The sequence below is a fragment of the Mycolicibacterium wolinskyi genome (assembly GCF_002101965.1).
Classification (GTDB): domain Bacteria; phylum Actinomycetota; class Actinomycetes; order Mycobacteriales; family Mycobacteriaceae; genus Mycobacterium; species Mycobacterium wolinskyi.
This window is the reverse complement of the sequence record NZ_LQQA01000013.1, coordinates 236,224-261,165: the sequence shown is the minus strand read 5'-3', so window position 1 is coordinate 261,165 and position 24,942 is coordinate 236,224. Positions and strand designations below refer to the sequence as shown.

Genomic DNA, 24,942 nt, shown 5'->3' with positions numbered 1-24,942 from the left:
AGTCTCCCACAAGACGAGACGCACCGTCTCGTAAACGCCATGAAAACGAACGCAAGGGCCCTATGACTGCTGAGAAACTCGTCATCGGGGCCAGTGGGTTCCTCGGTTCGCACGTCACCCGCAGGCTGGTCGAACGCGGCGAGAAGGTGCGCGTCCTCATCCGCCCCACGAGCTCGACCCGGGGCATCGACGATCTCGATGTGCAACGCCGCTACGGCGACATCTTCGACACCGAGTCGGTGCGTGCCGCGATGGCCGGCTGTGACGTGGTGTACTACTGCGTCGTCGACGCGCGCGCCTGGCTGCGTGACCCGACGCCGCTGTGGCGCACGAATGTCGAAGGGCTGCAGAACGTTCTGGACATCGCCGCCGACGCGAATCTCCGCAAGTTCGTCTTCACGAGCTCGATCGCGACCATCGGACTGGCCGAATCCGGCTGCGCCACCGAGGAACTACCCAACAACTGGCTCGACATCGGCGGCGACTACGTGCACACCCGCGTGCTCGCCGAACAGATGGTGCTGCGATACGTGCAGGAAAAGGGACTGCCCGCGGTCGCGATGTGCGTCTCGAACACGTACGGCGCCGGCGACTGGTTGCCGACCCCGCACGGCGGGCTCGTCGCGGCCGCGGTGCGGGGCAAGCTGCCGTTCTACGTCAAAGGCGCGGCAGCCGAGACGGTCGGTGTCGGCGACGCGGCCGAGGCGCTGATCCTGGCCGGCGACCGCGGCCGCCCGGGGGAGCGCTACATCGTCTCCGAACGGTTCATGTCCGCTCGGGAGATCTACGAAACCGCCTGTGCGGCGGTCGATGTCGAGCCGCCGAAGCGTGGCGTGCCGATCCGTCTGCTGGCAGCAGCCGGTGCGGTCGCCGACCGCGTCGCGAGCCTGACCGGACGCGACAGCCGGTTGAGCCCGCTGACCGTGCGGCTCATGCATGTGATGTCGCCGATGGATCACGGCAAGGCCGTACGCGAACTTGGTTGGCAACCGGGCCCGACGCCGCAGGCCATCGCCGATGCCGCGAAGTTCTTCACCTCCCGGCGCCGCGCATGAGCATTGCGATCACGCCCGAACAGGAGCAACTCGCCGAGGCGGTGTGCGCATTCGCCGCGCGGCACGCGCCGATCGCGGCCACCAGGGCCGGTTTCGACGAGCTGGCGCACGGAATCCTGCCGTCGTGGTGGCCGGAGCTGGTGGCCAACGGTTTTCACGCCGTGCACCTGCCGGAGAAGGTCGGTGGCGGAGGCGGTGGCCTCACCGATCTGGCCTGTGTGCTGCAAGCGGCGGCATCGGCGTTGCTGCCCGGGCCGCTGCTGAGTACCGCGATCGCCGGTGCGGTGGTGTGCGCGGCGGGCGAAACCGAAACGACCACAACCGTTCTCACCGAGTTGGCAGCCGGTATCCCGGCGGCTGTCGTGTTGGCGGAACATGCCGACTTCGAAGCGCGCGCCGACGGCGGCGGCTGGCGCGTCACCGGTTCGTCGGGCCCGACACTCGGACTGTGCGCGGCGCAGCGGGTGATCCTGCCGGCCCGCACCCCGGACCGCCTGGTGTGGTTCGTGATCGATCCGGCAGCGGCCGACGTCGAGACGCGCCGGGGCACCGATCTGACCACCGACCTGGGCGTGCTGCGGTTGCAGGACCATCCGGTGCCGGGCACAGCGCTGCTGCCGAATCTGGACGAGCACCGGATCGCCGGTATCGCCGCGGCCCTGAGCGCATGCGCGTCAGCCGGAATCAGCCAGTGGTGCGTGCGCGTCGTCACCGAACACCTGCGCACGCGTGAGCAGTTCGGCAAACCGATCGGCACCTTCCAGGCGCTGCAGCACAAGGCCGCGATGCTGTTGGTCAACAGCGAACTGGCGACGGCAGCGGCCTGGGATGCGGTGCGCGCCTTGGCCGGTACGCCCGATCAGCGTCGGCTCGCCGTCGCGGCGGCTGCCGTGATGGCGGTGGCACCGGCACCCGGCCTGGTGCTCGAAGCACTCACGATGTTCGGCGCGATCGGCTTCACCTGGGAGCACGATCTGCATCTCTACTGGCGGCGGGCCACAAGCCTGGCGGCCGCGATCGGTCCGCTGCCGCGGTGGACCCGTGAACTCGGCGAACTGTCGGAAACCGCGACGCGGGACATGTCCGTCGAACTCGGGGATGGCGATGCGGAGTTCCGCGCACGGGTCGCCGAGGTGCTCGACACCGCGCTCACCGTGACCGACGACGGTGCCGGCCGCCAGGACGACCGTCCCGAATTCGCGACCGGGCCGCGCCGCGATCTGCTGGCGAAAGCCGGGCTCATCGCGCCACACTGGCCTGCGCCGTGGGGATGTGACGCCACCGTGCGCCAGCAGCTCATCGTGGACGAGGAATTCGGCAAGCGCGCGCTGCAGCGGCCGTCGATCGGCATCGCGGAATGGATCCTGCCGAGCATCATCGCCGCCGGAACCGAGGATCTCCGCGAGCGTTTCGTGCCTGCGACGCTGCGGGGCGAGCTGGCCTGGTGCCAGCTGTTCAGCGAGCCCGCAGCGGGTTCGGACCTCGCGTCGCTCACCACTCGCGCGACCCGGGTCGAGGGTGGCTGGCTCATCAACGGCCACAAGATCTGGACCTCGGTGGCGCACCGCGTCGACTTCGGAGCGCTGCTGGCCCGCACCGATCCACAGGCGCCGAAGCACCGCGGGATCGGCTACTTCATCCTCGACATGCGTTCGCCGGGAGTCCGATTCCAGCAGATCACCCAAGCGAGCGGGCGGGCCGATATCAACGAGGTGTTCCTGACCGACGTGTTCGTCCCCGACGGCTTGCTGCTGGGCGAGCCGACGTCGGGATGGCAACTGGCGATCAGCACCATGGCGCAGGAGCGGGTGGCCATCAGCGGCTACGTGCACATCGACCGCGTCGGTGCCCTGCGCCGGCTCGCGTCCGTGAGCGCCGACCGCGACCCGTTGCTGCATGCGATCGGCGAGATCGACGCCTACACGAATGCCCTCAAGGCGCTCGGCCTTCGCGAGACGCTGCGACTGCTCGACGGCCGGCCGCCCGGGCCGGCGTCGAGCATCGCGAAAGTCGCGACCAACGTGATGCTGCGGCGCGCAGCAACACTCACACTGGGACTGTCCGGCCCGCTCGCCCTGGAAGCCGAGAGCGATCCGCCCGTCGTCGCGCCGTATCTGGACCTGCCCGCCGAACTGATCGGCGGTGGCACCACCGAAATTCAGCTCAACATCATCGCCCAGATGATTCTGGGATTGCCCCGCAAATAAAGGAGCCGGTATGGGATTGAAGGGTGAGGCCGCGATCGTCGGCTACGTCGAGTTGCCACCCGAGCGGTTGAGCACTGCCACGCCTGCGCCGTTCACGCTCGAACAATGGGCACTGTTGGCGGCCGCGGCGCTCGACGACGCCGGTTTGTCGGCCGAACTCGTCGACGGCATCGTCACGTCCCACCTGGGCGAGTCGGAGATCTTCGTTCCGTCGACAGTCGCCGAATACCTGGATGTGCGAGCGAATTTCGCCGAGTTGCTGGACCTCGGCGGAGCCAGTGCCGCAGGCATGGTGTGGCGCGCGGCGGCCGCCGTCGAGCTCGGCATCTGCGATGTTGTGCTGTGCGCGCTGCCCGCCCGCTACCTCACGCCCACCTCCGAACTCAAACCCAAAACGCTGTCGGACGCCGTGTTCTTCGGCTCGTCCAGCAACCAATTCGGTTCGCCGCAGGCGGAATTCGAGATTCCCTACGGCAACCTCGGGCAGAACGGTCCGTACGGGCAGGTGGCGCAGCGCTACGCCTACGAGTACGGCTACGACGAACGCGCGATGGCGAAGATCGTGGTGGATCAACGGGTCAACGCCAACCACACCGACGGTGCGATCTGGAAAGACAAGCCGTTGACCATCGAGGACGTATTGGCCAGCCCGGTGATCGCCGACCCGCTGCACATGCTGGAGATCGTCATGCCGTGCGTGGGCGGGGCTGCCGTGGTGGTCGCGAACGCCGACGTGGCCGCCAAGGCCAGGCACCGGCCGGTGTGGGTCAAGGGTTTTGGCGAGCACGTGCCGTTCAAGACGCCGACCTACGCCGAGAACCTGCTGGATACGCCGATCCGTAAAGCCGCCGACACCGCGTTCGGGATGACCGGGCTGACGCGGGACCAGATGGACATGGTGTCGATCTACGACTGCTACACGATCACGGTGTTGCTGAGCCTGGAGGACGCCGGCTTCTGTGAGAAGGGCAAGGGCATGGCGTTCGTGTCCGACCACGACCTCACGTTCCGCGGCGACTTCCCGCTCAACACCGCGGGCGGGCAATTGGGTTTCGGACAGGCCGGACTCGCCGGCGGTATGCACCATGTGTGCGACGCGACGCGCCAGATCATGGGCCGCGCCGGCGCCGCGCAGGTCACCGAATGCGATCGCGCGTTCGTCTCCGGCAACGGCGGCATCCTCTCCGAGCAGACCACCCTCATCCTGGAAGGCGACTGACGATGACCGGACTCACCCGACCCATGCCGGTGAAAACTCCGACCAGTGCGCCGTTTTGGGATGCGTTGAGCGAACACCGCGTCGTCATCCAATACTCGCCGTCATCGCAGGCCTACGTGTTCTACCCGCGCGTGCTCGCCCCGCGAACCCTGGCCTCCGATCTGGAGTGGCGCGAGATCTCGGGCATGGGCACGTTGTACACGTTCACCGTCGCGCGACGGCCCGTCGGACCCCACTTCGCCGACGCCGTCCCGCAAATATTGGCGATCGTGGAATGGGATGAGGGGCCGCGATTCTCCACCGAAATGGTCGAGGCCAGGCCGGAGGAGCTGCGGATCGGCATGCGGGTGCGCCCGGTGTTCTGCGACCACCCCGAGCATGCCGTGACAATGCTGCGCTACGCACCCGCCTGACCTCGGCGTTCGGCGAAAAGTGGTGTCGGCTCTCACATTTTCCTTGGCATGCGGCGCGCCGCGGAGGATTATGGAGTCATGCTAACCATACGGAAACTCCTGGGGTCAGTCTTCGTAGCGGGAGCCGCAGCCGCGATCGCAGCCGGACCGACAGCAGCACTTTTGGCCGACGCGCCTGCCACGTTCACCGATCTCACCGGAACCAATCAGGTAGTCCTCGCCACGCCGAGTGGCAGCGGCGACGCCGGCGGCGGCGGTGGCTGTGACAGCGGGCCCAACTGGCACGGCTGCGGCGGCTGGAACCCGGTCCAGGGCGGCTGGGGCCACGGCTGCATCAACGGCATCTGCGGTGGCTGGGACGGCCAGCGCGGCTGGGGCGGCTGACGCTACTCTCACCCATGTGACGACCAGGTGGGCGCCGAGCCGGCTCGGCGATCTGAGCGGCAAGCGCATCATCGTGACCGGTGCGACCAACGGCGTCGGCCTGGGAACCGCCCGCGCGCTGGCGCGGGCTGGTGCCCACGTCGTTCTCGCGGTCCGCAACACCGAACTCGGCGCGCAGCGGGCTGCCGAGATCGGTGGCTCGACCGAGGTGGTCAAGCTCGATCTCGCCGACATGTCTTCGGTGCGGGCGTTTCCCGGCTTGTTCGACGGTGACGTCGACGTGCTGATCAACAATGCCGGTGCGCTCAGCCAGCACCGGGTCGACACCATCGACGGTTTCGAGATGACGCTCGGCACCAATCTGCTCGGCCCGTTCGCGTTGACCAATCTGCTGTTCGACCGGGTGCGGTCGCAGATCATCAATGTGGGGTCGGATGCGCACCGCAGCGCGACCCTGCGGCTCGACGATATGCACCTGCGCCGCAACAAGTGGACGGTGATGGGCGCCTACAGCCGATCGAAGTTGGCCGTCATGCTGTGGGGCCTCGAGCTCGATCGACGGCTGCGGGCCGCGCGCTCGCCGATCGTCACACACCTGACCCATCCCGGTTGGGTCGCATCGAATCTGCCCAATGTCTCCGAGAAGCCGCTCATGTCAGCGGTACAGCGGGGCGTCAAGGCCGTGGCCGATGTGCTGGCCAACGACATCGACGCCGGAGCCGCCCCGACGCTCTACTGCATCAGCGAACCCATCCCGCCCGGCAGCTACGTCGGCGTCGACGGCAAATTCGGGTTGCGCGGCGACCCCGTGCTGATCGGCCGGTCGGCAGTGGCCTGCGACTACGAATCCGCCGCCCGCGTCGTGGAATTCGCCGAGCGGGAGACCGGAACCGCCATCCCCGTCTAACCCGCCCGCAGCGCGTCGGCCGCCGGGCCGAACATCACCTGCTTGATCGCGCCCAGCGTGCCCGAGTCCTTGCCGCCGAGCGGGCGCAGCATCTCGGTCGCGGTGAGCGTCACCGCGCCTTCGGCGGCGGTGGCGTCGACCAAACCGTATTCATGTGCGTCGACGCCGCCGAACCGGCGGCCGGTCGTCATCGAGGCGACCGCGGCCTGCGGCGTCAGCTTCGCTTGGATCAGTGCGGCCATCCCCGGCGTGAACGGGATACGGATGTCGACCTCGGGGAAGCAGAAGAACCCGCGATCGGCGCGCATCACCCGGTAGTCGTGCGCGACGGCCAGCATCGCGCCCGCCCCGAAGGCGTGGCCCACCACCGCCGCGGCCGTGGGGATCGGCAGCGTCAGGAACCGGGCCAGCAGGCCCTGCACCCGTCCGACGTACCACGGTCCCTGGTCACTGTGTGCCCCAAGCCAATCCAAGTCGAGCCCGTTGGAGTAGAACTTGCTGTCGGCCGTCGTCACGAGTCCTTGCGCACCCTTGTCGAGCACGGTGTCGAGAAGCGCGTCGACCGCGTCGAGGAATTCCGGCGAGAAGCGGTTCTCGTCGTCGCCGAGGTCGAGGACGGCGATCTCGCCGTCGTAGTCGAGGGTCGGTGTCACTGCTGTTCCCTTTCTCTGGGTTTCCGCGGTGCCGGCCCCACGGCCAGCACGGCGTCGACGGCGGCCCGCAGATGTCGGCGGGCTGTCGGATCGGCAAGCCGATTGCGGTGCAACAGGATCGCCGTGGGCAGATCGACGATGCACGTTGTCACGGCATCCACCGCGGCCCGGTCGCGCCGGCCCCAGGCATCGCTCGCGAGCTGGATCATCAACTCCACCAACAGCTTTTCCAGTTCGGCGATCTCGGCGGCGTATTCGCCGGGTGTGTCGGGGCCGAGCACATCGTCGCGGCGCATGCGCAACAGCAGGGCGGCCGAGTCGGGACAGCGCTCGGCGAAGGTCACCGGCGCCTGTGCCGCCGCGGCGATCGCGTCGAGGCCCGGCCGAGAATCGGCCACCAACTCGCGCTGCACATCGAGGAACCGGCGGCCTGCGCGCAGCCAGGTACGGGCCAACAGGCCCGCCCGAGATCCGAACGTGTGATAGAGCGCCCCGTTGGACAGGCCGACCGTGTCGCTGATCGCCCGGACGGTCACGGCCGCCGGGCCCGATGCGACGGCGAGCGACTCGGCGGCGTCGAGGACGACGTCCGGGTCGTACACGCGGGGACGCGGCATGACGTCACCATAACAGAGCGAGTGCTCGGTTATTGGAACGTGGAGGTTGACGATCGGTAAGGTCACCCTTAGTTTGTGGGGGTAACTTTCCTAATGGCCCACTGGGGGTAGCGGTGGCGATCCACGATGTCGCAGCCCGCGTCGGCGGGCGTCCGCCGCAGATCGCGGTGGCCGACATCGTCGAGGCCGGGCGTGAACTGGGCATGCGCCGGTTGAGCGTCAACGCCGTCGCGGCCCGGCTCGGCGTATCCGCGACCGCGCTGTACCGCCACATCGGCGGCCGGTGGGAGCTTGAGCGGCTCGTGGGGGAGAGCCTGCTCGCCGAACTCGAACTCGGTGACGACCCGAGCGAAACCATCGAGGAACATCTGCTGTCCTTCGGGGTGCGGCTGCACGGCTTCGCGCTCGCGCATCCCGGGCTGGCCGCCTACCTGCAGTTGCTGTTTCCGCGTGGCGAGGCAGGCGCCCGGCTGCTGGCCGACGAGGTGGCGATCCTCGGCAGGCGCGGCTACCCGCCGGAGTCGGCCGCGCTGCTCAGTAGCTCGGTCGCCGTGGTGGCCATCGGACTGGCCGCCCAGCACGAGATCAAGGCCGAGGCCAGTGTCACCGACGAGGGCTTCGACCGGGAACGCGACGCGATCGCCGAGCGGCTCGCCGGTGATGCCGCGCTCGGCCCGGTGCACACCGCAGGGATGCAACTGACCAGCAGGCAGTACGTGGACCTGCTGCTGAACGCCTTGATCCGGGGACTGCTGGCGACGGCGGCACCCGGCAGACCGATCGACGACATCGTGGCGGACCTGACCGCCGCGGGAGAGGACCGCTGATGGCACGCGGATTCCAGGGGGTGATGATGCGCGGCTTCGGCGCGCGTGATCACCAGGCCACCGTGATCAGCACCGAGCAGGTGACGCCGAATCTGCTGCGGCTCCGGATGGTCTCGCCCACGGTGTTCGAGGACGCCGTGGCCGTACCGACGTCGTACCTGCGGTTCTGGGTGCCCGACCCGGACGGCTCGAAGACCGAGTACCAGCGCGCATACACGATGACCGAAATGGATCCGGACACCGGGCATTTCACGATCGACGTGGTGTTGCACGAGCCTTCCGGCCCGGCCTCGAAATGGGCCAGGTCGGCCAAGCCGGGGGACAGCGTTCCGGTGATGTCGCTCGGTTCGCCCGGCTTCACCGTCCCGGAGGATCCGCCCGCGGGCTATCTGCTGATCGGTGACGCCGCGTCCACGCCGGCCATCAACGGCATCATCGGCGTTGTCCCCCAAGACATTCCCATCGAGGTGTACCTCGAGCAGCACGACGAGAGCGATCTGCTCATCCCGATCACCGAGCACCCGCGGCGCAACCTGCACTGGGTGGCCCGCGAGGACACCGCCTCGCTGGCCGCGGCGATCGAGTCGAGGGACTGGTCGGACTGGTACTGCTGGGTGACGCCGGAGGCTGGCTCGCTCAAGCACCTGCGGACCCGGCTGCGCGACGAGTTCGGTTTCCCGAAGTCCGAACTGCACGCCCAGGCGTACTGGACCCAGGGTCGCGCGATGGGCACCAAGCGCGACGACGAGACACCCGACGCCACCCCCGCTGTCGCCGAACCGGCCGCCGGGAAAGCGGCCGCCGTCAATACGGCCGAGGACAAGAAACCGGCGGCGACGGGCGCCCGCGGCAACTGGCGAGCGCAGGCTGCGGGCCGGCTCCTGGCCCCGCTGAAGAACAAATTGATCATCTCCGGCGTCCTGCAGGCGTTGATCACCCTCGTGCAACTGGCGCCGTTCGTCCTGCTGGTCGAACTCGCCCGGCTGCTGCTGTCGGGCGCCGACGCCGACCGGCTGTGGACGCTCGGCCTCACCGCGGTCGGCCTGCTCGGCACCGGCACATTCCTCGCCGCCGCGCTGACGTTGTGGTTGCACTGGATCGACGCGAACTTCGCGCGCGATCTACGAACCCGACTGCTGACCAAGATGGCCCGGCTGCCGTTGGGCTGGTTCACCGCTCGCGGCTCGGGATCGATCAAACAGCTCGTGCAGGACGACACCCTGTCCCTGCACTACCTGGTCACCCACGCCATCCCCGACGCGGTCGCAGCCGTCATCGCGCCCATCGCCGTGCTGGTGTATCTGTTCGTGGTCGACTGGCGCCTGGCACTGGTGCTGTTCATCCCGGTGCTGACCTACCTCGTGCTGATGTCGGTCATGACGATCCAGTCCGGCCAGAAGATCGGGCAGGCGCAGCGCTGGGCCGAGCGGATGAGCGGCGAAGCCGGTGCCTACCTCGAAGGCCAGCCCGTGGTGCGGGTTTTCGGCGGCGCCGCGTCATCGAGCTTCCGCCGCCGGCTCGACGAGTACATCGGATTCCTGGTGGCCTGGCAGCGCCCGTTCACCGGCAAGAAGTCGCTGATGGATCTGGTCACGCGGCCCGGCACGTTCCTGTGGTTGATCGCGGTCGTGGGAACCCCGATGATCGTCGCCGGCGCGATGAACCCGGTGGATCTCCTGCCGTTCCTGTTGCTGGGCACCACGTTCGGCGTCCGCCTGCTCGGCATCGGCTACGGATTGAGCGGTATCCGCGGGGGCATGCTCGCGGCGCGTCGCATCCAGTCCACGCTCGACGAAGCCGAACTCGCGGTGCGCACCGGGGAGAGCGCGACCGCCGCGCCCGGAGATGTGGTGTTCGACAACGTGACATTCGGGTACCGGCCGGGTGTGCCCGTCATCCACGACGTCTCACTCACCCTCAAGCCGGGCACGGTGACCGCGCTCGTCGGTCCGTCGGGGTCGGGCAAGTCCACGCTCGCCGCGCTGCTGGCCCGCTTCTACGACGTGGCTGACGGCGCCATCTCGGTGGGTGGCAGCGACATTCGGTCGTTGCCGGCCGACGAGCTGTACCGCCGGGTCGGATTCGTGCTCCAGGAGACACAACTGGTGGCGGGCACCGTCGCCGAGAACATCGCGCTGGCCGATCCCGACGCGAGCATCGAACGGATCCACCAAGCCGCGCGGGACGCTCAGATCCACGACCGCATCCTGCGGTTGCCCGCCGGCTACGACACGCCGCTCGGTGCGGCGTCGAGCCTGTCCGGCGGTGAGAAGCAGCGCCTCACGATCGCGCGGGCAATCCTCGCCGACACGCCGGTGCTGATCCTCGACGAGGCGACGGCCTTCGCCGACCCCGAATCGGAATACCTTGTGCAGCAGGCACTCAACCGGTTGACCAAGGACCGGACGGTGCTGGTCATCGCGCACCGGCTGCACACCATCACCCATGCCGACCAGATCGTCGTGCTCGACGCGGGCCGGATCGTCGAAACCGGAACCCACGAGCAACTGCTCGCCGCGGGCGGCCGTTACCACCAACTGTGGGAGATGGGCAGGCGCGACACCGTCACCGCCGGGGAGGCCACCCGATGATCCGCACGCTGATCGCCCTCGTACCCGCCGCGATGCGCGGCAAGCTCGGTGTCTACTCGGTTCTGACACTGCTTTCGGTGCTGATCCGTGCGGTCGGGACGGTGCTGCTGGTACCGCTCGTCGCCGCGCTGTTCAGCGATACGCCTGCCGACGCGTGGCGCTGGCTGGGCTGGCTGACGCTCGCGACCGTGGCCGGCTGGATCGTCGACACCACGACCTCGCGGCTCGGATTCGCGCTCGGCTTCGCGGTTCTGGACAACACCCAGCACGACGTCGCCGACCGGTTGCCGAACATCCGGCTGGACTGGTTGACGGCCGAGCACACCGCCACCGCGCGCCAGGCGATCGCCTCGACCGGGCCGGAACTCGTCGGCCTGGTGGTCAATCTGCTGACCCCGCTCATCGGCGCGATCCTGTTGCCCGCCGCGATCGCGGTGGTCCTGCTGCCGGTGTCGGCGCCGCTCGGGCTGGCCGCGCTGGCCGGCGTCGTCGTGCTGCTCGGCGCGCTGTGGGCGTCGGGCCGGCTGAGCCGCAAGGCCGACACCGTCGCCGACGAAACCAACAGTGCGTTCACCGAGCGCATCATCGAATTCGCCCGCACCCAGCAGGCGCTGCGCGCCGCGCGTCGCGTCGAGCCGGCCCGCAGCCTCGTCGGCGGGGCGCTGGCCGCTCAGCACGGCGCGGGCGTCCGGCTGCTGGCCATGCAGATCCCGGGACAGCTGTTGTTCAGCCTCGCCAGTCAGCTGGCGCTGATCCTGTTGGCGGGCATGGCCACTGTCCTCACCGTGCGCGGCGAACTCGGCGTGCCCGAGGCGATCGCGCTGATCGTCGTGATCGCGCGCTATCTCGAACCGTTCACGGCGCTGAGCGAGCTCGCGCCGGCGATCGAGTCGACGCGGGCGACGCTCGGCCGGATCCGGGGTGTGCTCGACGCCCCGGCGCTGACCGCCGGAACCGCGGGCCTACCGGATCTGAAATCCGCGCCGCGCATCGAATTCGACAACGTGAGTTTCGGTTACGGCGACAACCCGGTACTCGAGAACGTGAGCTTCGTGCTGGAGCCGGGCGGCACGACGGCGATCGTCGGGCCGTCCGGATCGGGCAAGAGCACGATCCTGTCACTCATCGCCGGGCTGCATCAGCCGACCGCGGGCCGGGTATTGATCGATGGCGTCGACGCCGCGACCCTCGACGCCGAAACCCGCCGGGCCGCTACGAGTGTGGTGTTCCAGCACCCGTACCTGTTCGACGGGTCGATCCGGGACAACATCCTGGTCGGTGATCCGGGTGCGGACGACGAACGACTGGCCGGGGCGATCCGGCTGGCGCGGGTCGACGAGCTGACCGGCCGGCTGCCCGACGGCGACGCCGCCAAGGTCGGCGAGGCGGGTACGGCGTTGTCGGGCGGTGAGCGCCAACGGGTCAGCATCGCGCGTGCGCTCGTCAAACCCGCGCCGGTGCTGCTCGTCGACGAGGCGACGAGCGCGCTCGACAACGAGAACGAGGCAGCCGTCGTCGACGCCCTCACCGCAGACCTGCAGGCCCGCACCCGGGTGATCGTCGCGCATCGGCTGGCCAGTATCCGTCATGCCGACCGCGTGTTGTTCCTCGACGCGGGCCGGATCGTAGAAGACGGCAGCATCGACGAACTCCTCGCCGCGGGTGGCCGATTCGACGAATTCTGGCGCCAGCAGCACGAAGCCGCGGACTGGCAGATCACGCACTGAGTCGGCCCAACCCCTGTTGAGCGTGTCGATCTCGCGGTAGCGTTGGCGCGAATTCGACACGCGTCAAGTCGAGACACTCTCGTAGGGCAAAGGGGCTCACCATGGGGATTGCGCTGACCGACGATCATCGTGAACTGGCCGATGTGGCCCGTTCGTTCCTCACCGCGCAGAAGGCCCGGGCCGCGGCCAGAGAACTCCTGGATGCGCCGGAGGAGAACCGGCCCGTGTTCTGGGACGAGATCGCCAAACTCGGCTGGCTCGGCCTGCACATCGGCGAAGAGCACGGCGGATCGGGCTATGGTCTGCCCGAACTCGTCGTCATCGTCGACGAACTCGGCCGCGCCGTGGCGCCCGGCCCGTTCCTACCCACGGTGGTGGCCTCGGCGGTGATCGACTACGCGGGCAGCGACGAGCAGAAGGCGCGGCTGCTACCCGGATTGATCGACGGCTCGGTGACGGCCGGCTTCGGGTTCGGTGACGGCATCACCGTCGAGGACGGTGTGGCCAACGGCGCCGCGCGCGTGGTGCTGGGCGGTGCGTCGGCCGATCTGCTGCTCCTGGTGGCCGGCGATGACGTGTTGGTGGTCGACCGCGCGCGGGTGTCGGTCGAGGTGCCGACGAATCTCGACCTGACGCGTCGATCGGGACGGGTGCTGCTCGACGGCGTCGCGGTGTCCGATGCCGACGTTCTCCAAGCTGCGGGCGCGGCCGCGGTGGCCCGGGCCCGACTGCTGCTGGCCGCCGAGGCCGCGGGCGGAGCGTCGGACTGTGTGGACGCCGCAGTCGAATACGCCAAGGTGCGTGAGCAATTCGGCCGGACCATCGCGACGTTCCAGGCCATCAAGCACCACTGCGCCAACATGATCGTGGCCGCCGAATCAGCCGTGGCGCTCGTGTGGGACGCGGCGCGGGCCGCGGGCACCGACGAGCAGCAGTTTCGGCTGATGGCGGCAGCCGCCGCGGCGCAGGCGTTTCCGGCGTACGTGCGCAACAGCGAGCTCAACATCCAGGTGCACGGTGGCATCGGGTTCACCTGGGAGCACGACGCGCATCTGCACCTGCGGCGCGCCATGACGCTGCGTGCGGTGCTCGGTGGTGACGGCCCGGCGAACGACGTGTTCGAGTTGACCGCGGCAGGTGTGCGCCGGACCAACAGCCTCGATCTCCCTCCCGAGGCGGAGGCGCTGCGGGGCACCGTGCGCGCCGACGCGGCCGAGATCGCCAAGCTCACCGGCCAGGACCAGCTCGACAAGTTGATCGCCACGGGATATGTGATGCCGCACTGGCCCAAACCTTGGGGCCGGGCCGCGGACTCGATCGAGCAGCTCGTCATCGACCAGGAGTTCCGGGCCGCGGGTATCAAGCGACCGGATTACGGCATCACCGGATGGGTGATCCTCACGCTGATCCAGCACGGAACCCCGTCGCAGATCGACCGATTCGTCGACAAGGCGCTGCGCAAGGAAGAGATCTGGTGCCAGCTGTTCTCCGAACCGGATGCCGGATCCGACGCCGCGGCGATCAAGACCCGCGCGACACGCGTCGACGGGGGCTGGAAGATCAACGGGCAGAAGGTGTGGACGAGCGGGGCGCACTACTGCCGGCGCGGCCTGGCGACCGTGCGCACCGATCCCGATGCGCCCAAGCACGCCGGCATCACCACCGTGCTGATCGACATGACGGCCCCCGGCGTCGAGGTCCGGCCGCTACGGATGATCAGCGGTGGCTCGGAGTTCAACGAGGTCTTCTTCAACGATGTGTTCGTCGCCGACGAGGACGTGGTCGGCGAGCCCAACAGCGGCTGGACCGTGGCCCGTGCGACCCTTGGCAACGAGCGCGTCAGTATCGGCAGCGGGTCCGGTGTCGTCGGGGTGGATCCGACCGCGCTCATCGCCATTCTCGCCGAACATCCAGATGCCTTGGCCGGGGCGAAGGTTCGGATCGGTGACTTCATCGCCAACGACCATTCGATGCGGTTGCTCAACCTGCGCCGCGCGGTCCGCAGCATCGAGGGCGCGGGGCCAGGGCCGGAAGGCAACATCACCAAGCTCAAGCTCGCCGAGCACATGGGCGAGTACGCGGCGATCTGGTGTGCATTGCTCGGGCCCGACGTCGCCCTGATGGACGGCCCGGCCGGGATCGCCGCACAGATGGCGATGGGTGCGCGCGCGATGGCCATCGCCGGCGGGACGTCGGAGGTCACCCGCAACCAGATCGCCGAGCGGATCCTCGGCATGCCGCGCGATCCGCTCATCAAGTAGGCGCGGGCCCTCGGCGGCGGGCCGCTTGAGTCTCCACTACTGTAACCATTACAGTTAATCGTCCCGGAATGGTGTCGGGTGGTGGGGAGGTCTCGTGACGACGGCACAGATGAGGGCCGGACGCAACACCGGCCCGATGACCTATCGGCTACACGTGGTCGCGGCCGACGCAGCCGCCGTGGCAGCCCACGCGGCGGGGCTGATCGTGGACCGGGTGATGGGCGGCTGGCGGGTCACGGTGTCGCTGACCCACGCCGGTGATGCCCGGCCGCTGCAGATCCTCGGCGCCGAATTCGTCGAAGCCGAGGAAAACATTGCCGGGCCGGACGACGACCGATGTGTGTTGGCCATCGACGCCGACCTGTATTCACATGTGGCACAGGAGGATGACCACCGGCTGCTGTCGCGGTCGGCCGAGGTGTTGATCTGGGGTAAGCCCGCAGAACCCGAGCGCGCGGTGTCCCACCGGCTCAGCGCTGCCGGGCGCGCGTTCAAGGCCGAAGCGCTGGCCGCGGCGGGCGTGGCGGACCACGAGGTCGGCTGGACCGAGGTTTTCGAGGTGGCAGGCCCGCCTGCGGCATTCGCGACCTTGCACGCCTGAGTTACGGTACTTCTCCACGCGATCTCCACACGTTCTCCAAGCACCACCACCTGCGTCGCGGGCAGGCTCGTCGCCATGAAGATCAACGGCCCCATCGCCACCCTCGGCGCCGTCGCGGCGCTGGGAACCGGCATATTCCTGGTGAACATCAACCAGCAACCGGAGGCATCCGCACCCCAGCCTGCCGCGGCCACGGCCGCTCCGGCGCCGCCCTCGGTGGCCCCCACCACGCCAGCCGCAACCCCGTTCGGAGCGCGCGAGGACTTCGTCGCGAACATTCCCACCAAGGCGGGCAACCTCGGTCTGGAGATCAGCGTCACCGGCGCGACCGCCAAGGCCTACGCCTGTGACAACAAAGGCATCGAGACGTGGCTTTCCGGCAGCGCCGAGGGCGGCGTGCTCAAGCTGACGAGTGCCGATTCGACCGCGCAGCTCGACGGGCGCCACGTCGGCAACACCGTCGTCGGAAACCTGCGGATCGGCGAAAAGCGCTGGGACTTCACCGCCAAGCCGGGTGAGACCAGTGTTTTCTGAGCAGTCTTCCGAGTTCGAATTCCATGCCGCGCCGACCCGGCCCGCACCGGTCGTCGCGCCGCGGGGGACCGCCATGGTCCTGGTGCCGGTCGTGGTCGGGGCGGCGGTCGCGGTGGCCCTCGGCGTGTTCGGCAGAGTGCATGAACCACAGTTCTTTTCGGTCAGTGTGGCCGGGTTCTCCAGCGGCACCGCGGTCAAATCATGGCTTGCGACCCTGGCCGTCACGCTTGCCGTCTTCCAGCTGGTGTCGGCGTTCGTGATGTATCGGCTGACGCCGAGCGGCCGTGCCCCGTCCTGGATCGCGCCTGCCCACGTGTGGTCTGGGCGGCTGGCGGTGCTGGCCAGTGTGCCCGTCGCCGTGCACTGCCTGTACGCGCTCGGCTTCCAGTCCGGTGACTCGCGGGTGTTCTTCCACTCGCTGTTCGGCTGCTTCTTCTACGGCGTGTTCGTCACCAAGATGATGTTGCTGACGCGAAAGAACCTCAGGCCGTGGGTCATTCCGATCATCGGCGGTCTGCTGTTCTTCGTGCTGGTCTATGTCTGGCTGACCTCGGCGCTGTGGTTCTTCGAAACCACCGGCCTCACCTTCTGAAGGAAGATCCCATGTTTCTGTCTCGTCGTCAGGCCCTCGTCGGCACCGGAATCACGCTGGCCGCAGGCACCCTCGCGGGTTGCGCCACCTACGGCAAACCGCCTGCCGAAACCTCGCCACCGGCGGCCGCGCCCGGCCCAGCCGCTCCCGGCGCGTCCGTCATCGCCAAAACCGCGGACGTGCCGGTCGGTTCCGGCGTGATCGTCGGAGACGTCGTCATCACCCAGCTCACGGCCGGTGACTTCCAGGGCTTCTCCTCGGTGTGCACGCACGCCGGCTGCACGGTGGCCGAGGTCTTGGGCGCATCGATCAACTGCCCGTGCCACGGCAGCAGCTTCAACCTCGACGGCACCGTTGCCAAGGGGCCGGCGAAGCGGCCACTGGAGTCGAAACAGGTCGCTGTTCAGGGTGATTCGATAACGCTGCAGTGAGCATCAGGCCTTCGCGAGCTGCTTCTGCTCGTAGAGGCGTGCCCATGCGGCCCGCGGGCGGATCGACACGTCGACGTCGGCTCCCTTGGCGCGCAACGCACCCGCGGTGGCCTGCTCACGTGGCGTCAACCTGAACGGATCCCAGCTGAAGAACCGGCATGAGTTCTCCCAGGTGATCTTGTTGATGTCGGAGTCGCTGGCTCCTGCGGCGTTGAGCTCGGCGAGCACCTGCTCGGGCGCGTCCGGCCAGAAGCAGTCGGAGTGCGGGTAGTCGCACTCCCAGGCGATGATGTCGATGCCGATCTCGTGGCGCAGCTTCAGCGACGTCTTGTCGGTCACGTAGCAGGCCAGTGAGTGTTCACGGAACACGTCGCTGGGCAGCTTGTCGCCGAAGTCGCGGCGCAGCCACTTCTGGTTGGTGTAATGGCGGTCGCTGCGATCGAGATAGAAGGGGATCCAACCGATTCCGCCTTCCGAGAAGGCGAACTTGAGGTCGGGATAGTTGCGCATCGCCGGACCCCACAGCAGATCCTGCGCGCACATCGCCGACACCTGGGTGGCGAGGATGATCAGGTTGTCGATAGGGGCATCCTTGGCCATCGAGATGGCGCCGAATCCGGTGCCGATGTGCAGGCACATCACGACGTTCTCCTCGGACAGGGTGCGGAACACCGGACCCCAGTAGTCTTCGTCGAAGTAGCTCGGAAGCCCTTCCAGGTGCGGCAGTTCCGGCATGGTCACCGCGCGGCAGCCCTTGGCTGCGACCCGGCGGATCTCACGGCACATCGCCTCCGGATTCCACGTCGGCAGGATCGCGATCGGGATGAAGCGGTCCGGGTAGGAGCCGGCCCATTCGTCGATGTGCCAGTCGTTGTAGGCCGACACCATGACGAGCGTGGCTTCCTCACGGTGCATGTTGAGGTGCCGAGCGGAGAAGCCGGTGAACGTCGGGAAGCACATGGAGGCAAGGATGCCGTTGCGGTTCATATCGCGCACCCGCTCGTGAACGTCGTACACGCCGGGACGCATCTCGGCGAACCCGGCCGGATCGCGACCCCACTCCTCGGCCGGCCAGGACACCACCGCGTTCAAGCCGCTGACGCCCTGCGGCCGACCCTGATACATCCACTGGTCGACGCCCTTGTCGTCGGTGACCACGATCGGCGCCTCGTCCTTGTATTTGGCCGGGACGTGGCGCAGGAACATGTCGGGGGGTTCGACGACGTGGTCGTCGATGCTCACGAGGATGAGGTCGTCGGTCTGCATAACCAAGTAGTACCGTCTAGCAGTGTGACCGTCTCTGCGCTTTCGGACAGAGGTTTAGCTGAATCGGCCAACATCACCAGGCCGGTCATCGAACTGCGCCGCGGCGGCCGTGCGCCGTCCGGCAGCTACCTCTACGAGGGCGAAGGCCTCATCACCGGATGGCATTCCCATGAGGTGCACCAGATCGAGTACGCGCTGCACGGGGTGGTCGAGGTCGAGACCGACACCGCGCACTATCTGCTGCCGCCGCAGCAGGCCGCGTGGATCCCGGCCGGCCTCGAACACCAGGCGGTCATGAACCCGGACGTCAAGACCGTCGCGGTGATGTTCGACCCGGGGCTGATCCCGGGTGGCGACCGCGCGCGCATCATCGCCGTCTCGCCGCTGATCCGCGAGATGATGATCTACGCGTTGCGCTGGCCGATCGACCGCGCCGACGGCGATGCGGTCTCCGATGGGTTCTTCCAGACCCTGGCGAATCTGGTGGCCGAGGCGCTCGATCACGAAGCGCCTCTGAGCCTGCCGACATCCGACCACCCGATCGTGGCCGCTGCGCTGGCCTACACCAAGGAGCACCTGGATTCGGTCACTGCCGACGAGGTGAGCCGGGCGGTCTCGGTGTCGGAGCGGACATTACGCCGGCTGTTCGCCGAGACGCTCGGATTGTCTTGGCGCACATATCTTCTGCACGCGAGGATGCTGCGGGCGATGGCCTTGCTTGCCGCACCGGGCCAGTCGGTGCAGGCCACCGCGACAGCGGTGGGGTTCGAAAGCCTGAGCGCGTTCACCCGGTGCTTCGCCCAATTCAGCGGTGAGACCCCGTCGGCGTACCGGGCTCGGGCGAGTCAGTAGTACCCGACGAGCGACCGTCAAATGCCGGTTCAGACGGCGTGTCGGTGTACAAACACGGTCGCTCGCGGTGCAAGGGGAGCGGCTACGAACGGGAGGTGATCTCCATACTGTCGCTGTCGCGCGCGAGGAAGTTGACGCTCACATATCCGTTCGCCGGGTCGCGCACGTAGTCGAGATACGGCTGGGTGTCGGCCATCGAGGTGTTGTCGGCGACCAGCAGTGCACCGGGAACGAGCTGCGGCTCAAGGATTTTGAGCACCGGAAGGTAGAGCTCCTTCCATCCGTCGAGCAGTACGAACCCGATGTCGCCGGCAACGGTCTGCAGTGTTTCCAGGGCGTCGCCCTCGAGCACCGTGATGACGTCGTCGAGCCCGGCCTCGGCGAACGTCGCACGGGCGGCCGCGATCTTGGCCGCGCTGAGCTCGGTGGTGAACACGCGCCCGGTGCCGTTGTCGCGGACCGCGGACGCCAGGTGCAGTGCCGACAGGCCGAAGGACATCCCGAACTCGACCACGATCTGCGGCCGGGCCGCCCGCACGAGCGAATACAGCAGCCGGCCGGCCTCACGGGTCACCGGCATGTAGATGTCACTGAGCGCGTCCGCGCGCTCCTGCACGCTCGCGTTCTCCAACCGGGCGAACCGGCCGGGGCCGTCGGCGCGGAATCTGGCATGTTGCTCGGACGCCGCGGTGTACAACCGATCCAGCACACCGGCGACTCTGTCATCGTTTAGGGAAGCCACGTTGACGAACCTACGCGCGATGGGACGGCCATGACCCGAACGAAAGCTGTGCAGCTGCTATGCATTGCGGTGCTCACGGCCGTCCTGGCCGGATTGGGCGTCACCCCGACGGCGCTGGCGGGCGGCTACCGCACCATCACGTTGACCTTCGTGCGGCACGCGCAATCGGCGGGCAACGCATCGGGTCTCATCGACACCTCGACGCCGGGCCCGCCGATCACCGAACTCGGCCGCAGCCAGGCGATCGCCAGCGCACAGAAGCTCGCGGGCAATGACTACGACGGGATCTTCGCGTCGACGATGATCCGCACGCAGCAGACCGCCCAGCCAATGGCCGACAGCCTCCACGAACCGGTCACGGTGCTGCCGGGGCTCCGCGAACTCGAGGCCGGTGTGTACGAGGGGCAGCCGGAGGCCGCGGCGGCCGACACCTACTTCGGCGCGCCTCAGCAGTGGCTGCAAGGCAACCGCACCGCCCGGATTCCCGGATCGGTCGACGGCAACGAGTTCGACGCGCGGTTCGACCAGGCCGTACAACAGATCTACGACACCGGCGACGACAAGCCCGTCGCGTATTCGCACGGCGGCGCGATCATGCTGTGGGTCAGCATGAACGTCGGCAATCCCGATCCGCAGCTGCTGCGCACCCATCCGCTCAACAACACGAGCTATGTCGTGGTCAAGGGCAATCCGACCGATGGCTGGACACTGGTCGACTGGGACGGCGTCCCCGCCCGCTGAGTCAGCCGAGCCCCACGATGCGCTGGATGCCGGTCACCGAACCCTGATAGAGCACGCCGTCGGGTGCCGTCGTCCCGGCCATCTGGATCGGGTCGGCTGCGATCGTGGCACTCATGAACTGTTCGGTGACCAATGCACCCGACGCGGCGTCGACCGCGGCGTAGAAGTACGTGTCGGCAGGCGAGGTGCTGAACTGATCACCCAGCGGGTTGTGGCGCGTGACCGTCGCGATCAGCCCGTCCGCCACCGAGAGTTTCGGCACGGCCGCCGAGCGCACGGTGTTGTTCCAGACCACGTCGCAACCCGACCCGTCGGCCCGGACGTCGACGCGCGTCATGCCGCCGACGAACGGAGCCGTCGGAGGCACCGCGGGGCCGGCACCGTCCGGCACGGTCGGGTACGGATAGCCGTAGGTGCTGGCCGCGATCACCGTGCGGCCCGCGCCGATCGGTGAGTTCTCCGAACCCGGACCGCCCGACGTCAGCACCGGCGTGATGCACAGCAGCGCGCCGGAAGCCGCGTCGACGACCAGCAGATGCACCTGGTTGTCGGCGTTGTCGATCAAGCTGAGGTAGTCGCCGCCGGTGACGGGGCCGAAGAACGTCGGCGTCGACCCGCTGCCCCAACTGAGCTGGCCGGGCTTGCGGGCCGAGCCGCGGTCGTAGCCGACCCGGAACTTCACCACGGGCTTGCCCGCGGCGTCCTCGGTCAGCAGATACAGCGCGTGGCTCGTCACGACGGCCGTGCCCTGCGGTGCGGTGGCGATGCTGTTGTCGACGCGTTCGCCTGCCGGCAGCGCCACCGAGGTGACCGCGCCGGTCGCGGTGTCCACGATGCCGACGGTGGCGCCCGCCGTGGCGTACCAGACCTTGCCGTTGTAGGCGGGCGCGACGCTGGTGACGGCGTCGCCCGCGGGCAGACCGGTACCCAACGGCGTCGACTCGACGATGCTCAGGTTCCACAGCCCGAGCTTGTTCGGCGTGTGGGCAACCCGGATCAGGTTGTTGTCGCCGTCGACGAGCACCATGCGGTCGGCGTCGTCGAGATAGGCATACACGCCGCCGAGCAGGCTGCCCGCGGAAACGGCCATGCTCGCGAGCGGAATGCCCGTGGCCTTGTCGAGCAGGTAGACCCGCGGCGTACGGCCGAGAACCTGCGTGCACAGGGCGACGGGCATGCCGTCGCGGCCGATCAGGACGGTCGGGCAGGCCGCGCCGAGCGCGATGGGCTGGGTCAGCACGTGGCGGGTGCCGGGGCCGCGCAACGGCGTGGTGTCCGACGCGCCGCTATCGCCGTGCATCGCCGCCGTGCCGGTCGGGCCGTCGTGCGGATTGTCGGGCAGTTGCGGACCGTACGGACTGGCGGCGTGCGCTGGATCGGGTAGGGCGAGGGCCGCCGACAGCACCGCCACGAGCACGGCCGCCAAGAACTTTGCCGGCCATCCGGTAACGGACATTCGTCAACTCCTGGCGCCGGCGGGTTCGTCGGGATCCGAACGCTACGGACAGCGGGTCACGAAACCGCATCCGACGGAAATCGGTTGAGCCAAGGACCGCATAATGTGACCTGTGCCACTGGTTCCGGCGGCCTGCGGCGCCCATCACGTCTGGCTCCCCTGGCCGCCTGGTCGGAGCTACTGTGAGCCATGACATCCAGGATGGGAGCGGGGCATATGAGGTTTCGGTTGCTGCCATACGTCACCGTCGAGGTCGACGAGCGGTTGCGTCAGCGGATGCGCATCGCCGGCGAGCGGCTCCGGATCAACGTCAGGGCCTATCTGCGCAGTGCGGCCGACGACGTCGAGACGGCCAGCGGCCGGGTGCGGGTGTTGTGCGACACCGCGGTGAACCGGGTCGACCTGGCTGTGGCATCGGTCAACGACAAGATCGCGCCCGCACCCGCCGACCATGCCGAACCCGCGGAGCCCGCCGGTCCACCGCAGCGGCCACATCTGCAGGTCGTGTAGGCCCCGATCGGCACGCCTCGCCGCGGCGCTCTACGGTTGAAGGTGACTGGGCCTTCTCGCCTCTGGAGGGCCGACCGACAATGGCCCGAAAGGGGTTGACGAGGCTTGCTCGGCAACGGTCTTGCGGTGCTGTTCGCTCTGTGCGCCGCGGTTTTCGCGGCGATCGGCATCGTGGTACGGCAACGCGCCACGATGGACGTTCCGCCCGAGAAGGGTGTCAGCACCGCGATGCTGCGGACGCTTCTGCGCCGCAAACTGTGGTGGGCGGGCACCGCGTCCGCCATTGCGGGGTACGCGTTTCAGGCCCTGGCACTCGCGTTCGGTTCGCTGCTGCTCGTGCAGCCCGTGCTCGTGTCCGCATTGCTTTTCGCGCTGCCGTTGAGCGCGCATCTCGCGAACCGCCGGGTGACGCGCGCCGAATGGCTGTGGGCGCTGCTGCTGACGACGGCGCTCACGGTGTTCGTCGTCCTGGCTCGATCGAGTACCGGCAGCTACGCGGTTCCGGTGTCCACGACGGTGACGGTGGCCGTGGTGTGCGCGATTGTTGTCACGCTGTTCGTCCTGCTGGCCACGCGCTCCACGAACTGGCGCCGGGCCGTCCTGCTGGCGGCCGGGGTCGGCGTCATGCTGGGCGTGGTCGCGGTGCTGACGAAGATCGTGATGCACATGGTCGCCGAGGGCAGCATGCTCGCCACGCTGGCCACCCCGGCGCTGTACCTGGTGGTGTTGCTCGGTGTGGTGGCGACGCTTCTGCAGCAGTCGGCGTTCCATGCCGGCTCGCTGCAGACTTCGGTGCCGACCATGCTCGTGCTCGAACCGGTCGTGGCCGTGATGCTCGGCTCGATCGTGCTCGGCGAGCATCTGTCGATCACCGGCTGGGAGCCCGTCGCGCTGTCGCTGGCGATCGGCGCGATGGCAGCGGCCACGATCGCGCTCGGCCGTGACGAGGGCGCCTACGAGGAGAAGCTGGAAGCCGAACTCGAGGCCGAGATGAAAGCCAAGGCAGGGCCCAGCTGACGCCCGCTACGGGTTGATGGTCGGCTCGCCCACCTGTCGGCCCCAGACGTATTCGGTGAGAATCGGCTGGCCCAATTCGAAGTGGTTGTAGGGCGCGATCGAGGCGCCGGTGTCCATCACCAGGTAGGGCGCCGGCCACAGGTCACGGGTGATCGGCTGCCAGCAGCCCGGCCGCCCTTCTGGCCCGCCCTTGGCGTTCACGCGGGGCAGGTTGTCCGGGTACACATACGGGTTGCCGGCTCCCACCAAGGAGTCGAGCAACTGGATCGAATACCCATTGCTGGTCTGGGCGGCGAACTTGGGGGCCGCGTCGTGGTAATTGCGGATCGTGCAGAACAGCGCCGGGCTGTACTCGTCGAGCAACGCCGATGTCGGGAGCAGGTCCTGTGCGCCGCGCACCAGATACGGGCCACCGCGCTCGAAGATGTCGCCGCCGGTGTTGCCGAAGCCGACCGCCGCGACGAGGGCCTGGTCGAGATTGCCCCGTTGCTCGTTGAGCGTGCGCGCAGTTGTCACCGCATTGGTCAACCCGTCCCACAGATCGGGGGACGCGTCGGCGTAGATCTCGCCGAGGTCGGCCAAACCCGTGATGTCCCGGCGGATTTGGGGCATGCGCGGGTTGACGTCGGCGAGGATGTCGTTGCCGTCGGCGATCGACCGGCCGAACTTGTCGCCGAGCCCGTCGAGCGCCTGCGCGGTGGCGGTTAGGGTTTCGTTGAGCTTGATCGGGTCGACCTGTTCGGAGATCGCGGTGATGGTCTCGAACAGCGTGTTGAACTCCGTCGTGACGCCCTGCGCCCGTATCGGCGTGGCAGCCGACACACGTGCGGGGGACGGGTCCTCGGGTGACACGAAGGAGATGTACTTGTTGCCGAATACCGTCGTCGCCCGCAACTCGGCGTGCACGTTCTCGGGAATCAGGTTGAGGTAACGGGGATCGACGTCCACCGTCAGCTTGGCCTGCGTGTCCCCGTCGGATTCGACGACATTGACCGCTGACAAGCGGCCGATCGGCACGCCGTTGAACGTGACCTTCGAGCCCGGGTCCATGGACAACCCGGACCGGCCCGACATCACCGTCAGTTGAGTCTTGGGTTCGAAGACGCCCCGGAACTGCATCCAGGTGAGGGCCAGGACCGCGACGATCACGATGACCATGCCGAGGGATGCGGACTTGTACGGCGGGTCGTATCGCCAATGCTTGAACCGTTGACCGAACCGGTCCCGAGACGCCGCGGATGAGGCCACGCGCTAAACCCCCGATATCGACGCAGCGAGTTAGTGAGCTCAGCAAACTGTCGCAAACTATCGGAGACAAAAGCAACTGAATGGGGCCAGT

At 68.1% G+C, this 24,942-nt stretch carries 24 protein-coding genes; 18 read left to right on the top strand and 6 right to left on the bottom strand.

Going from position 1 to position 24,942, the window contains the following annotated elements:
* Positions 1 to 62 precede the first annotated feature (62 nt).
* The 6 genes from AWC31_RS13305 to AWC31_RS13280 all read left to right on the top strand — a co-directional run bounded on the left by AWC31_RS13305 (position 63) and on the right by AWC31_RS13280 (position 6,185).
* A complete protein-coding gene (locus tag AWC31_RS13305) occupies positions 63 to 1,055 on the top strand; it encodes an NAD-dependent epimerase/dehydratase family protein (protein ID WP_085144674.1) in 993 nt (330 codons plus the stop codon).
* On the top strand, positions 1,052 to 3,262 hold the full coding sequence (locus tag AWC31_RS13300; RefSeq protein WP_085144673.1) for an acyl-CoA dehydrogenase family protein: 2,211 nt from the start codon (positions 1,052 to 1,054) through the stop codon (positions 3,260 to 3,262). Before AWC31_RS13305 ends, AWC31_RS13300 begins: the two co-directional genes overlap by 4 nt.
* Positions 3,263 to 3,272: 10 nt before the next feature.
* Positions 3,273 to 4,481, top strand: a complete 1,209-nt coding sequence (locus tag AWC31_RS13295; RefSeq protein WP_085144672.1) for a thiolase family protein — start codon at positions 3,273 to 3,275, stop codon at positions 4,479 to 4,481.
* Positions 4,482 to 4,483: 2 nt separating this feature from the next.
* Positions 4,484 to 4,894 carry a Zn-ribbon domain-containing OB-fold protein gene (locus tag AWC31_RS13290; RefSeq protein WP_085144671.1) on the top strand — a complete coding sequence of 137 codons (411 nt, stop codon included), beginning with the start codon at positions 4,484 to 4,486 and terminating at the stop codon, positions 4,892 to 4,894.
* Positions 4,895 to 4,972: 78 nt separating this feature from the next.
* Positions 4,973 to 5,278 carry a hypothetical protein gene (locus tag AWC31_RS13285; RefSeq protein WP_085144811.1) on the top strand — a complete coding sequence of 102 codons (306 nt, stop codon included), beginning with the start codon at positions 4,973 to 4,975 and terminating at the stop codon, positions 5,276 to 5,278.
* A 16-nt stretch (positions 5,279 to 5,294) separates the two neighbouring features.
* Entirely contained in the window at positions 5,295 to 6,185 is an 891-nt protein-coding gene (locus tag AWC31_RS13280) for an SDR family NAD(P)-dependent oxidoreductase (protein WP_085144670.1), read from the top strand.
* On the opposite strand, the gene AWC31_RS13275 is transcribed toward AWC31_RS13280, so the two are convergent.
* Complete coding sequence (locus AWC31_RS13275; RefSeq protein WP_085144669.1) at positions 6,182 to 6,838, bottom strand: enoyl-CoA hydratase-related protein; 657 nt, start codon at positions 6,836 to 6,838, stop codon at positions 6,182 to 6,184. The two genes, AWC31_RS13280 and AWC31_RS13275, sit on opposite strands and share 4 nt — an antisense overlap.
* Positions 6,835 to 7,455 (bottom strand): TetR/AcrR family transcriptional regulator, encoded by a 621-nt coding sequence (locus AWC31_RS13270; RefSeq protein WP_085144668.1) that lies wholly within the window; start codon positions 7,453 to 7,455, stop codon positions 6,835 to 6,837. Before AWC31_RS13270 ends, AWC31_RS13275 begins: the two co-directional genes overlap by 4 nt.
* Positions 7,456 to 7,568: 113 nt before the next feature.
* Here AWC31_RS13270 and AWC31_RS13265 point away from each other — a divergent pair, with 113 nt between their 5' ends.
* From AWC31_RS13265 to AWC31_RS13230, 8 genes are all read left to right on the top strand, one after another.
* The gene (locus AWC31_RS13265; protein WP_085144667.1) at positions 7,569 to 8,282 is read left to right on the top strand and encodes a TetR/AcrR family transcriptional regulator; all 714 of its coding nucleotides are present in this window, start codon (positions 7,569 to 7,571) and stop codon (positions 8,280 to 8,282) included.
* Complete coding sequence (locus AWC31_RS13260; protein WP_085144666.1) at positions 8,282 to 10,873, top strand: ABC transporter ATP-binding protein/permease; 2,592 nt, start codon at positions 8,282 to 8,284, stop codon at positions 10,871 to 10,873. The genes AWC31_RS13265 and AWC31_RS13260 overlap by 1 nt, the downstream gene beginning before the upstream one ends.
* A complete protein-coding gene (locus tag AWC31_RS13255; RefSeq protein WP_085144665.1) occupies positions 10,870 to 12,600 on the top strand; it encodes an ABC transporter ATP-binding protein in 1,731 nt (576 codons plus the stop codon). Before AWC31_RS13260 ends, AWC31_RS13255 begins: the two co-directional genes overlap by 4 nt.
* A gap of 101 nt (positions 12,601 to 12,701) precedes the next feature.
* Positions 12,702 to 14,861, top strand: a complete 2,160-nt coding sequence (locus AWC31_RS13250; RefSeq protein WP_085144664.1) for an acyl-CoA dehydrogenase family protein — start codon at positions 12,702 to 12,704, stop codon at positions 14,859 to 14,861.
* 94 nt (positions 14,862 to 14,955) lie between these two features.
* Positions 14,956 to 15,462, top strand: a complete 507-nt coding sequence (locus AWC31_RS13245) for a hypothetical protein (RefSeq protein ID WP_234816842.1) — start codon at positions 14,956 to 14,958, stop codon at positions 15,460 to 15,462.
* A 75-nt stretch (positions 15,463 to 15,537) separates the two neighbouring features.
* Positions 15,538 to 15,996 (top strand): hypothetical protein, encoded by a 459-nt coding sequence (locus AWC31_RS13240; RefSeq protein WP_085144663.1) that lies wholly within the window; start codon positions 15,538 to 15,540, stop codon positions 15,994 to 15,996.
* A 73-nt stretch (positions 15,997 to 16,069) separates the two neighbouring features.
* Complete coding sequence (locus tag AWC31_RS13235; RefSeq protein ID WP_207626351.1) at positions 16,070 to 16,588, top strand: DUF6529 family protein; 519 nt, start codon at positions 16,070 to 16,072, stop codon at positions 16,586 to 16,588.
* 11 nt (positions 16,589 to 16,599) lie between these two features.
* Positions 16,600 to 17,019, top strand: coding sequence for a Rieske (2Fe-2S) protein (locus AWC31_RS13230; RefSeq protein WP_085144661.1), 420 nt, complete (start codon positions 16,600 to 16,602; stop codon positions 17,017 to 17,019).
* Positions 17,020 to 17,022: 3 nt separating this feature from the next.
* On the opposite strand, the gene AWC31_RS13225 is transcribed toward AWC31_RS13230, so the two are convergent.
* Positions 17,023 to 18,285, bottom strand: coding sequence for an amidohydrolase family protein (locus AWC31_RS13225; RefSeq protein WP_085144660.1), 1,263 nt, complete (start codon positions 18,283 to 18,285; stop codon positions 17,023 to 17,025).
* A gap of 24 nt (positions 18,286 to 18,309) precedes the next feature.
* Here AWC31_RS13225 and AWC31_RS13220 point away from each other — a divergent pair, with 24 nt between their 5' ends.
* Positions 18,310 to 19,137: an AraC family transcriptional regulator gene (locus AWC31_RS13220; RefSeq protein ID WP_085144659.1), complete on the top strand. Its 828-nt coding sequence runs from the start codon at positions 18,310 to 18,312 to the stop codon at positions 19,135 to 19,137.
* 82 nt (positions 19,138 to 19,219) lie between these two features.
* On the opposite strand, the gene AWC31_RS13215 is transcribed toward AWC31_RS13220, so the two are convergent.
* A complete protein-coding gene (locus AWC31_RS13215) occupies positions 19,220 to 19,846 on the bottom strand; it encodes an O-methyltransferase (protein WP_374213915.1) in 627 nt (208 codons plus the stop codon).
* Positions 19,847 to 19,909: 63 nt separating this feature from the next.
* Here AWC31_RS13215 and AWC31_RS13210 point away from each other — a divergent pair, with 63 nt between their 5' ends.
* Positions 19,910 to 20,620 carry a histidine phosphatase family protein gene (locus AWC31_RS13210; protein WP_085144658.1) on the top strand — a complete coding sequence of 237 codons (711 nt, stop codon included), beginning with the start codon at positions 19,910 to 19,912 and terminating at the stop codon, positions 20,618 to 20,620.
* Position 20,621: 1 nt separating this feature from the next.
* Here AWC31_RS13210 and AWC31_RS13205 read toward each other — a convergent pair whose 3' ends face one another.
* Complete coding sequence (locus AWC31_RS13205) at positions 20,622 to 22,076, bottom strand: NHL repeat-containing protein (protein WP_085144657.1); 1,455 nt, start codon at positions 22,074 to 22,076, stop codon at positions 20,622 to 20,624.
* Between the two features lie 216 nt (positions 22,077 to 22,292).
* On the opposite strand from AWC31_RS13205, the gene AWC31_RS13200 reads away from it, so the two are divergent.
* Positions 22,293 to 22,586 carry a hypothetical protein gene (locus AWC31_RS13200; protein ID WP_067853860.1) on the top strand — a complete coding sequence of 98 codons (294 nt, stop codon included), beginning with the start codon at positions 22,293 to 22,295 and terminating at the stop codon, positions 22,584 to 22,586.
* Between the two features lie 105 nt (positions 22,587 to 22,691).
* Positions 22,692 to 23,603 (top strand): DMT family transporter, encoded by a 912-nt coding sequence (locus AWC31_RS13195; RefSeq protein WP_085144656.1) that lies wholly within the window; start codon positions 22,692 to 22,694, stop codon positions 23,601 to 23,603.
* A 6-nt stretch (positions 23,604 to 23,609) separates the two neighbouring features.
* On the opposite strand, the gene AWC31_RS13190 is transcribed toward AWC31_RS13195, so the two are convergent.
* Complete coding sequence (locus tag AWC31_RS13190) at positions 23,610 to 24,761, bottom strand: MCE family protein (RefSeq protein WP_085144809.1); 1,152 nt, start codon at positions 24,759 to 24,761, stop codon at positions 23,610 to 23,612.
* Between the last annotated feature and the right edge of the window lie 181 nt (positions 24,762 to 24,942).

Excerpts from the sequence above, each read along its gene's own strand:
- AWC31_RS13270 (WP_085144668.1), bottom strand. The coding sequence starts at position 7,455 with ATGCCGCGTCCCCGCGTGTACGACCCGGACGTCGTCCTCGACGCCGCC.
- AWC31_RS13210 (WP_085144658.1), top strand. The coding sequence starts at position 19,910 with ATGACCCGAACGAAAGCTGTGCAGCTGCTATGCATTGCGGTGCTCACG.
- AWC31_RS13190 (WP_085144809.1), bottom strand. The coding sequence starts at position 24,761 with ATGGTCATCGTGATCGTCGCGGTCCTGGCCCTCACCTGGATGCAGTTC.
- AWC31_RS13225 (WP_085144660.1), bottom strand. The coding sequence starts at position 18,285 with ATGCAGACCGACGACCTCATCCTCGTGAGCATCGACGACCACGTCGTC.
- AWC31_RS13205 (WP_085144657.1), bottom strand. The coding sequence starts at position 22,076 with ATGTCCGTTACCGGATGGCCGGCAAAGTTCTTGGCGGCCGTGCTCGTG.
- AWC31_RS13200 (WP_067853860.1), top strand. The coding sequence starts at position 22,293 with ATGAGGTTTCGGTTGCTGCCATACGTCACCGTCGAGGTCGACGAGCGG.
- AWC31_RS13300 (WP_085144673.1), top strand. The coding sequence starts at position 1,052 with ATGAGCATTGCGATCACGCCCGAACAGGAGCAACTCGCCGAGGCGGTG.
- AWC31_RS13250 (WP_085144664.1), top strand. The coding sequence starts at position 12,702 with ATGGGGATTGCGCTGACCGACGATCATCGTGAACTGGCCGATGTGGCC.
- AWC31_RS13240 (WP_085144663.1), top strand. The coding sequence starts at position 15,538 with ATGAAGATCAACGGCCCCATCGCCACCCTCGGCGCCGTCGCGGCGCTG.
- AWC31_RS13295 (WP_085144672.1), top strand. The coding sequence starts at position 3,273 with ATGGGATTGAAGGGTGAGGCCGCGATCGTCGGCTACGTCGAGTTGCCA.
- AWC31_RS13230 (WP_085144661.1), top strand. The coding sequence starts at position 16,600 with ATGTTTCTGTCTCGTCGTCAGGCCCTCGTCGGCACCGGAATCACGCTG.
- AWC31_RS13260 (WP_085144666.1), top strand. The coding sequence starts at position 8,282 with ATGGCACGCGGATTCCAGGGGGTGATGATGCGCGGCTTCGGCGCGCGT.
- AWC31_RS13290 (WP_085144671.1), top strand. The coding sequence starts at position 4,484 with ATGACCGGACTCACCCGACCCATGCCGGTGAAAACTCCGACCAGTGCG.
- AWC31_RS13255 (WP_085144665.1), top strand. The coding sequence starts at position 10,870 with ATGATCCGCACGCTGATCGCCCTCGTACCCGCCGCGATGCGCGGCAAG.
- AWC31_RS13285 (WP_085144811.1), top strand. The coding sequence starts at position 4,973 with ATGCTAACCATACGGAAACTCCTGGGGTCAGTCTTCGTAGCGGGAGCC.
- AWC31_RS13305 (WP_085144674.1), top strand. The coding sequence starts at position 63 with ATGACTGCTGAGAAACTCGTCATCGGGGCCAGTGGGTTCCTCGGTTCG.
- AWC31_RS13235 (WP_207626351.1), top strand. The coding sequence starts at position 16,070 with ATGGTCCTGGTGCCGGTCGTGGTCGGGGCGGCGGTCGCGGTGGCCCTC.